6 protein-coding genes and 6 pseudogenes are annotated in these 8,842 nt (G+C 43.6%); 4 read left to right on the top strand and 8 right to left on the bottom strand.

Annotated features, from left to right (window positions below; genetic code table 11):
* Window positions 1–148 precede the first annotated feature (148 nt).
* Window positions 149–361 (bottom strand): annotated as a pseudogene (locus tag Q1A70_RS17720) (transposase); the annotation flags it as partial.
* 69 nt (window positions 362–430) lie between these two features.
* Between Q1A70_RS17720 and Q1A70_RS17715 the strand changes: the two are divergent.
* Window positions 431–841: pseudogene (locus tag Q1A70_RS17715) on the top strand (alpha/beta hydrolase); the annotation flags it as partial.
* Between the two features lie 140 nt (window positions 842–981).
* Here Q1A70_RS17715 and Q1A70_RS17710 read toward each other — a convergent pair.
* Window positions 982–1,869 (bottom strand): LysR family transcriptional regulator, encoded by an 888-nt coding sequence (locus Q1A70_RS17710; protein WP_299694703.1) that lies wholly within the window; start codon window positions 1,867–1,869, stop codon window positions 982–984.
* Between the two features lie 106 nt (window positions 1,870–1,975).
* Here Q1A70_RS17710 and Q1A70_RS17705 point away from each other — a divergent pair, with 106 nt between their 5' ends.
* The gene (locus Q1A70_RS17705; protein ID WP_299694706.1) at window positions 1,976–2,938 is read left to right on the top strand and encodes a nitrilase family protein; all 963 of its coding nucleotides are present in this window, start codon (window positions 1,976–1,978) and stop codon (window positions 2,936–2,938) included.
* 156 nt (window positions 2,939–3,094) lie between these two features.
* Here Q1A70_RS17705 and Q1A70_RS17700 read toward each other — a convergent pair.
* Window positions 3,095–3,231, bottom strand: a pseudogene (locus tag Q1A70_RS17700) (F0F1 ATP synthase subunit epsilon); the annotation flags it as partial.
* 301 nt (window positions 3,232–3,532) lie between these two features.
* On the opposite strand from Q1A70_RS17700, the gene Q1A70_RS17695 reads away from it, so the two are divergent.
* The gene (locus Q1A70_RS17695; RefSeq protein WP_299694709.1) at window positions 3,533–4,825 is read left to right on the top strand and encodes an alpha/beta fold hydrolase; all 1,293 of its coding nucleotides are present in this window, start codon (window positions 3,533–3,535) and stop codon (window positions 4,823–4,825) included.
* Window positions 4,826–4,921: 96 nt separating this feature from the next.
* On the opposite strand, the gene Q1A70_RS17690 is transcribed toward Q1A70_RS17695, so the two are convergent.
* From Q1A70_RS17690 to Q1A70_RS17670, 5 genes and pseudogenes are all read right to left on the bottom strand, one after another.
* Window positions 4,922–5,149 (bottom strand): PAS factor family protein, encoded by a 228-nt coding sequence (locus tag Q1A70_RS17690; protein ID WP_299694713.1) that lies wholly within the window; start codon window positions 5,147–5,149, stop codon window positions 4,922–4,924.
* Between the two features lie 136 nt (window positions 5,150–5,285).
* A pseudogene (locus tag Q1A70_RS17685) lies at window positions 5,286–5,648 on the bottom strand (cbb3-type cytochrome c oxidase subunit I); the annotation flags it as partial.
* Between the two features lie 15 nt (window positions 5,649–5,663).
* Window positions 5,664–6,076, bottom strand: a pseudogene (locus Q1A70_RS17680) (cytochrome c).
* Window positions 6,077–6,348: 272 nt separating this feature from the next.
* The gene (locus tag Q1A70_RS17675) at window positions 6,349–6,846 is read right to left on the bottom strand and encodes a fasciclin domain-containing protein (RefSeq protein ID WP_299694719.1); all 498 of its coding nucleotides are present in this window, start codon (window positions 6,844–6,846) and stop codon (window positions 6,349–6,351) included.
* Between the two features lie 262 nt (window positions 6,847–7,108).
* Window positions 7,109–7,798, bottom strand: coding sequence for a DUF2057 family protein (locus tag Q1A70_RS17670; protein ID WP_299694722.1), 690 nt, complete (start codon window positions 7,796–7,798; stop codon window positions 7,109–7,111).
* Window positions 7,799–8,251: 453 nt separating this feature from the next.
* Here Q1A70_RS17670 and Q1A70_RS17665 point away from each other — a divergent pair.
* Window positions 8,252–8,767, top strand: a pseudogene (locus Q1A70_RS17665) (multiheme c-type cytochrome); the annotation flags it as partial.
* Window positions 8,768–8,842 lie beyond the last annotated feature (75 nt).

The raw sequence follows: 8,842 nt of genomic DNA, 5'->3' as shown, positions 1-8,842 counted from the left end.
TACGAGACAAGGTTCACTCATTACCGCCCATGCTGGGTAAATTTTAACAGTGACAACTATCCTGCCAGAGGGGGATACTCTGCTTGCTGACCTTTGACTGTATAAAGGTGCATTTCTTTTTGTTTGCCAGTTAGCAGCAAGCTTGCTGCGCTCTCAGTGGCATAGAAAAAACTCGCTTCACCATGAGTGCTGTCGTGATCGTTAAATCACTGAACCGACGTGGCCTCCCACGCTTATTCTGTTTGCTTTGCGCCCACCCGCCTATTGCCTCTTCATCAATCCAAAAGGTTAGAGATCCACGGTTAATGAGTGATTGGTTGTATTGCTTCCAGTTGGTTGTTTTGTAACGAGGTTTAGGTATAGGGCTGCGAGAGGGAGTTAACGTAGCAGATCAGATCGTAGGTTCTGGATTTAGTTCCATTGAATTACGCAACAAAGCCCCTTGGTTGATAAAGCAAAAGCAGGGGAGTTTGAGTCAATAACGCCTGATATTTTAATGCCAGTGCTTATCCATCCGAACCAGCTAGCGAATCAAGAGCTGACTCAAAGAATCACGCAAATAGCGAACAATATTGGCGTTGAAAGGTTTGAGGCTCACGCTCAAGCGTTGGCGACTCGTCCTGACGCGAGGCCACTACTGGCCGATATCCAGGTTCCTACGTTGATCATTACAGGCAAAGATGACCTGTTATGTCCAATCGATAATCACCTGTTAATGGCAAAACACATTAGACAGGTGTCGCTTCATGTCATTCCTGACTGTGGGCACTTATCGACAATGGAGCAACCTAAGATTGTTGCGCAGCATATCCGTAGTTGGTTTGAAGCAAGTCAGCTTTGATTCTTTATAGTGAGCTGAAGAAGCCACTCTTCATGTCGAGCATGCAATATAAAGTGCAGTGCGCTTTATATTGCACTTGTCACCATGTTTACCACTACACTGGCACTGCACTTACCTAAGCACTAATAGCCATCGCTGACTTATAAGCGACTTCCTACCTGCTTCGCCACAAACTCTACAAACTTATCCCTGAGTGGGTTTTCACTCTCCCCATTCCATATTAATCCGACAGGCCAAGTGGCGTGTTTACCTTGTAACGCAATGAACTCAACCTTGGTATTGCTAATGTATAGCGCGCTGCTAGGTACTATGGTGAAGCCGATATTGGCCGATACTAACGCCAGTAGGGTAAGAATATCATCGGCTTCTTGTGTCTTGGATAGGTCGATATTATTGGCGAGACAATATTGTTGGATCTGCTTGTCTAGTCCGGGGCCACGGTGCTGAGCCAACTTTAGATAAGGCCACTTAGGTAATTCAGAGATAACCTGATCTTTGTTTGGCGCTTGCTTGAGAAGATCTTTGTGTATCGCTATTACAAGCGAATCATTGAACAGCGTTAAGCTATCTAGATTTAACGAACTGGGGATTCGATTGAAACTGATATCGAGTTCATGGCTTAACAGCTCGTCTGTTTGCTGCTTTGAGGGAGTGTCATTTAAGGTGATGTGAACGTCTGAGGACTGTTGTTTATAAGCCGCAATCAACTTAGGTGCGTCATGGTATGTAGATACACCAAAGCCGATGTTCAAATGTCCCTGAGTTCCATTCACTACGGAGCCTGAAAGCTGCTCAAATGCTTGCATTGAATGAACCAAACGTTTGGCTTCCGGTAGCAAGGTTTTGCCTGCATGCGTCAGCTCTGCGCCGTTCCTGCCACGAGAAAACAGACTCGTTCCAATATTGGATTCAAGCCGCTGAATCTTTTTGGTGAGTGCCGATTGAGTAATGTAGAGCTGCTCTGATGCCAAGCGGTAATTTCCCGATTTAGCCAACTGACAAAATGCCTTCAGTAAATCAAATTCCATTCCAAATGCTCATTGAACTAAGAATATCTTTCATTATATGGAATTGAATCGATTTTTTATACTGAGTTCATAGCAAATCAGATAAAGCGAAATTTGAGGACGAGTAATGAAAAGAGACATCAAAGTAGCGTCGGTTCAGTTTAACCATCATGCAGGCGATAAAGCGTATAACTTGTCGGTGATTGAGCGATACGTTCAACAGGCAGCGAACAATGGTGTGGAGATTATCAGCTTCCCAGAAATGTGCATCACAGGGTATTGGCATGTGTCTGCACTGTCGCGGGGGGATATTGAAGCGTTAGCGGAACCTGTGCCGAGTGGTGAATCGACTCAAAAGCTGATTGTACTAGCAGCACAATTTGGAATGAGTGTTGGCGCAGGCTTGATAGAGCGGGGTGTGGATGGCGAGTTCTACAACACTTATGTATTTGCTATGCCCAATGGCGAGGTACAAAAGCACCGTAAACTGCACACTTTCGTTAGCTCGCACATGAGCAGCGGCGACCAATACACGGTGTTCGATACACCTCATGGATGCAAAGTGGGTATCCTGATTTGCTGGGATAACAACTTGGTTGAGAACGTACGAATCACTGCGTTGAAAGGGGCTGATATATTGATTGCACCGCACCAGACGGGTGGTTGTCAATCACGCAGCCCGAACGCGATGAAGCGAATTGACCCAGATTTATGGTTTAACCGAGATGAAAACCCAGAGGTGATTCGTGCTGAAATGCAGGGTAAGAATGGGCGCGAATGGCTAATGCGTTGGTTGCCTGCAAGAGCACACGACAACGGCATGTTTGTGGTGTTCAGCAATGGTGTGGGTGTGGATATGGATGAAGTTAGAACAGGTAATGCGATGATCTTAAGCCCTTATGGGGAAATCATCACTGAGACGGACAGCGTTGATAACGACATGGTAATTGCTGAGCTAAAAGCCGAAGAGTTAGACATGTGTACCGGAAGGCGTTGGATTCGTGGTCGTAAGCCTGAGTTATATCATTCACTAACACAACTGCTAGGTCATGAGCTCGACCCACACCAAGCCCGTTTTGCAGAGAAATAATGTTGTAAGCGCCGGTGATAAAGGATGTATTAGGGCAGTTGAAAGGGAGGGGAGGGTTAAAAGAGAGGAGGATTTCTGATGTAGTCTGCCCACTTAAATCATGTTTAAGTGGGTAGACTATTTACATATTAAGCGTCAAACATCTAAGTTCTATTCTCAGTGTCTTGTGTGAGAAGAAGTCAGTTCTGATGCGCGTAACTGAGCAACGGCTTTCGCCAATTCAAGCTGAGCTTACGCAAAGTTAATGCCTATATTGCCTTGTTGATGTTCTCTAGGGCTACATATTTCGCTTTAATGAAGTGCCTTCACATTCAGGCTCAACAAACGGTTTCATTTATAAGCTACTATGCGTATCTTGATCATACCAATCACAGTAAGTAAGCGAGCAGAAATAGCGTAGAGAAAACGGTTGAAAACAAGACGATATTTTCGATAAGTAGCTATTCTACAATCAAAAATTCCAATGAAGTTATCGAGTGTTTTAACAAGCTAGGATGAACAGTTATTTACTACGATTGGTATAATTATGTGTGCCATGGGGCACCACTTTTATTCGTAACGATGACATTAGAATCAGATAAAAAGGAATGAAGCGTGCAAGCTAACTTTATTGATGGAACCATCCTGTATCGTCAGCACTATTTTGAGTTACCACTCGATTACCAAGCTAAAGATGGACAACAGATCCAAGTCTTTGCACGTGAGCTGGTGGATCTCGCAAAGGATGAGCAAGCGCTGCCGTGGTTGGTTTACTTTCAGGGCGGTCCTGGTTTTCCATCCCCACGAGCCAGTGGCGAATCCGGTTGGTTAAAGCGTGCACTACAAAACTACCGTATTTTGCTCCTTGACCAACGGGGTACAGGTAACAGTGCAGTGATTAGTCATGAAACATTGGCGCATTTATCGCCACAGCAACAAGCCGACTATTTAACGCATTTCAGAGCCGACAACATTGTTCGTGACGCTGAAGCGATTCGTGAGCAATTCGGTATTGAGCAGTGGTCAACGATTGGTCAAAGCTTCGGAGGCTTTTGCACGCTGAGTTATCTATCTTTGTTCCCACAAAGCCTACAGCGCTGTTATGTGACAGGCGGCATTCCTTCTATTGAGCGTGAGGCTGATGATGTTTATCGTGCCACCTATAAGCGAGTCGAAGATAAAAACAAAGCGTTCTTTGCCCAGTTCCCGCAAGCACAGGCCATGTGCCGCGAGATCTCAGATCATCTGTTAAACAATGATGTGAGACTGCCGAACGGTCAGCCGTTCACGGTTGAACAGTTCCAGTTGATAGGAATTAATCTTGGCGGCGGTGAAGCAAATCTACCGATGTATTTCACGTTGGAAAGTGCTTTTGTTGAAGTAAATGGTAACAAGCAGCTGAGCTATAGTTTCTTAAATCAAATGCAGCAAGAGCAGGGTTATCTAACCAACCCAATTTACGCGATCTTGCATGAGTCTATTTATTGTCAAGGAGCGGCGTCAAACTGGTCGGCGCATCGTGTTCGTCAGCAGTACTCGCATTTCAACTATCAATCGGGCGCGGAGTTCTGGTTTACCGGAGAAATGGTGTACCCATGGATGTTCGACCAACTAGAAACATTGAAGCCTCTGCGTGAGGCGGCGAATATTTTGGCTGAGAAATCAGATTGGGGTAGCTTGTACGATCCGCTGCAGTTGAGTAAAAATAATGTTCCAATGGCATGTGCGGTTTATGCTGACGATATGTACGTTGAGCTGGATTATAGCCGTGAAACGCTAGCTAATATCCCTAACTCTAAAGCATGGATTACTAACGAGTATGAACACAATGGTTTGCGGGTAGATGGAGCCAGAATTGTCGATAAGTTAATGAGTATGGTTGAAACGTTAGAGAATCTTCCGAAATAGATTGCTACACGACTTTTATCCTCTTAATGAGAACAAAGACGCTGCCTAGTGGCAGCGTTGTCAATAAAGCTAAATATTGATGACGCCAAATATTGATTAGCTGTTCCCTAAGCCTAAAATCTTGCGTGCAGAGCTAACAGCGCGTTCCAAATCTGTCAACCTACCAGCACTTGCTGGACCAAGAACTGATGAATACAAAGCCAACTGCTGCTCAAATGACAAATCTAATTGTTTATATAGATTTTGTCGGATTTGAGCGTGTTGTTGTGGCTTTGCGCTCGATAGACCTTCCAACGTGTCGTAGATGAGTGCTGTTGTTTCCATACCTGTTTCTGTCCCTAGTACATTGTTTGAAATTACACATATTATGTACTTGGTATCATTTTGGTTCTGCGATTTTGATCGCATTATATACAAGTTTGTTTCATTGTATAGTCCACTCATCATTCTTGACCGCTCATTCTTTCGATGTCGTGTAGCCAGCAGGGAGGGAGATGAGCGCAAGCATCAATACTAACTGCCAGCCCCAGAACACCATCCAAGACAGGCTTTTATTGAATATTTCACAATGGCCTGTTCGCTGGGAAATATACAAAGATATGCCCATCAAAATATTTACGACGAACCCATATATCACCCCGGATGTATGTAATGGGCGAAGTCGACCAAACTGGAAATATTGTGAGTCAAAGTTTAAGACTGGCCAATACAATTGCGCGGCGAGAATCACGCCGATGATCATCCCTACAATCGCCCACACTAAGGACGCGATGATAAAGTATTTCACAACCTTAATGCTGTAGTGCGTTGTCACTTGTTCCATAACAAGGCTCATTGCCTAAAGTTTTAAATCGCTGCCCGTGTTTGAATCGCTCACTGGACTTGAATCACTGACTTGGCTTGAAGTGTTGCCGAGCATTGAATAGAAATAGGAAATATCGCGGATGTCTTGGTCTGAAAGCGTGTCGGCTTGTTGCTGGATGAGAATCGCTATGCCACTGGTTCTTTCCCTTGTTTGGTAATCTTTTAAGGAGGATATGAGATACCCCATCTTTTGACCACGAAGGTTAGGATAGGGATCTTGTGTTGAAATGCCATCAACGCCATGGCAGGTCATGCATACTTTGGCCTTTTGCTTACCTAATTCAAATTGCTCTTGATTGACTTCAGCAGAGATAGGGAACATGACCAGTGCCATGAATAGGGGGTAATTATCGCCATGGGGTTAAAATTTTGCATATTCAAACTCATTCTCGATTCCCTTGATTATTAAATAGGTAAGCTTTCTCAATTCGATATACAGTTTAGCTAATGTAATGTAATGGATACGGTTGATTCCAGATAAAACGAGTCTTGAGCGGCTTATATTCCATTAAAGGTTATGCAGCAGCCAGAATTTTGACTACTTAGTTGCCCATCTTTATTTTGTACCGATAGATGAAAGGTGGGTAAGTAAAGGGTATGAATAGCCACACCCTTTTTGAATATTTGATGACTGTGTAATTAACTCTGGATCTAACGTTTTATTTTGGCATCAATACTGCGTCAATCACATGGATGACCCCATTGCTTGCCTTAACGTCTGGCATCACGACTTTCGCTTGGTTGATCATCACACTACCTTCATCTATTGCTACCATCACTGCTTCACCTTGCACCGTTACCGCGCTGTCAAGCTTCATCACTTCAGCAGACATTATTTTCCCTGGCACCACATGGTAGGTCAGTATTGCGACTAACTTATCTTTGTTTTCGGGCTTTAACAGCATATCGACTGTTCCATCGGGTAAGGCGGCAAATGCTTCATCTGTAGGGGCAAATACAGTGAATGGACCATCGCCTTTGAGTGTTTCAACTAAGCCTGCCGCTTCTACTGCTGCGACCAATGTGTTGAAGGAGCCATTTTTAGCCGCTACATCAACGATATCCTTCTTCATTCCGTGATGGTTCGCGTAAGCGAAGGCCGTAAAAAAAAGCGTGGCTACGAGCACTGATAGGTTTTTGGTAAATTGATTAAGCATAGTGTCTTCCTTTGAGTTTATCCGTTAATTCTAGACCTAGTACGAAAGTCCAGTCGCGATAGATCAATTTGCAGAGTCTGGATTGCTATCAATATCAAAGGCAGTTAGTCATGAAGTGTAGATGGTTGTAGTAGTGATAATAAGTGGTCAGAAATTACAAAGTAAAGACGTGAGGGCAAAAAGGAATTTTTTAGTTAAAGGTATAAAACAGAGAAGCTGGCATTGCGCCAGCTTCTATATTTTGAACGAGAGAGTAATGAACCTACTTGTTCACGTAATCTTTGAATTTCTGTTGGGTTTCAGCATCAGCTTTCTCGTACCAGAAATAAAGCATCTCTTCGGCGGTATTTGCCGTGCTCTTAGCCTCAGCCGTCTTTTCTTGGATCTTAGCTGGCTGTGTTACTGGCTCAGCAACAGCTGGCGCAGAAACAGAAATAGCAGCTGCAACAGGTACTGCTGCCGCAGTTAGTGCCGCAATGCCACCTGTCTTGTTGTACTCGATTGCTTCTTGAGGGAATTTACGACCAATCTGCATACCATCTTTAATTAACTGATCTTGTTTAACAGTGATGGTGTTTTGGTTCTCATCAACGAGGTTCCAATCTAGGTTTTTGAAGCCTGACTTCGCCTCTGACATGTTACGGAACTTAGGCATATCGAACGTCAATTCGGCGTCAGTAGCATCGAAGGTTGCAATAATCGCTTTGCTATCAACAAATTCTCGTTCGTTGCCTTTGTCAAAAGCGAGTTGATATTGAAACACGATCTGGTTTTGACCGTCTGGTAGAGTTAGTGTTTTATTAGAAGAGAAAAAACCACCGTCGAGGTCTGGCTTAGCTTCATTTACCGCTAAGATATCTACGCTAGAGGGCACTTGAATTGTCACGTCTGCCAACACATGAGGGGCGGTAAGAAGTGTGGAAAGCAGAGCTATAGCTTGTAATTTTTTCATAATGATACAGTCGTTTTTGGTTTGATAAATCACGATCTCATGCAGAACGAAGGATTTCAAGGAACATAGTCAATATTTTGTAAAATTCACCGAAACTTAACGTAAGACTTATTTTTAATCTAGCAACCATATGTTTGTACCTGCACAAGCGTATGTTGGGAAGTTTTTAGCAACGTTTGCTGAATATCCACTGCGCCAAGAAGCCGCGAGCTTTAGCTTGGATCAGGTTAGGTTGAAGCTTCATGAGTCTCATAACAAATAAACAGTAGTATGGGTTTATTAATTATATGAAAAGAGCTCTTAGGAGCTCTTTCTTGTGAGTATATTGATGAATGATGAGCAGTGGTGCATATGCATCACAACTATGCCTCTAGCAGCCAGTAAATAATTGTAAATTCTGGTTTTTTAAGTTTACCTTATTAAGCATAAGGGTGAATAAAAACAAGGGATGTTATGTCGATATGGTTGTGCTCACGAGTGAATGGGCTGAAACAGCAGCGAGTTGTCGTATTCTACGGGTTCTTGGCGTTACTCAGCTTCAATATGTTTGCTACAGAACACGCGTCACATGTAGCATCAGAGGTGGTGTATATCGATCCTGAGGTTACGTATACTGGCTCTGATGAATCATATATAAGTTCTGATGTTTCCTATATTGGCTCACAAGCTTGTATTGATTGTCATCGAACACAAGTCGAAGCGTGGCAGGGCTCTCATCATGATATGGCGATGAAACACGCTTCTGATGAATCGGTATTGGGCAATTTCAACGATCAAACGGTGACTCATAACGGCAAAGCTAATCAATTTTTTCGTAGGGGTGATGAGTTCTGGGTCAATATCGAAGGACCAGAAGGTCAATTCAAAGATTATAAAATTAGCTATACCTTCGCCTTTGAACCACTTCAGCAGTACATGGTCGAATTTGAAGATGGTTGTGTGCAGTTGATTCCTTTTGCTTGGGACTCCCCCCCTCTGGCAGGATAGTTGTCACTGTTAAAATTTACCCAGCATGGGCGGTAATGAGTGAACCTTGTCTCGTAT

The organism is uncultured Vibrio sp. (assembly GCF_947488985.1).
In the GTDB taxonomy this organism is placed as follows: Bacteria; Pseudomonadota; Gammaproteobacteria; order Enterobacterales; family Vibrionaceae; genus Vibrio.
This window is presented reverse-complemented; position numbering and strand designations above follow the sequence as displayed.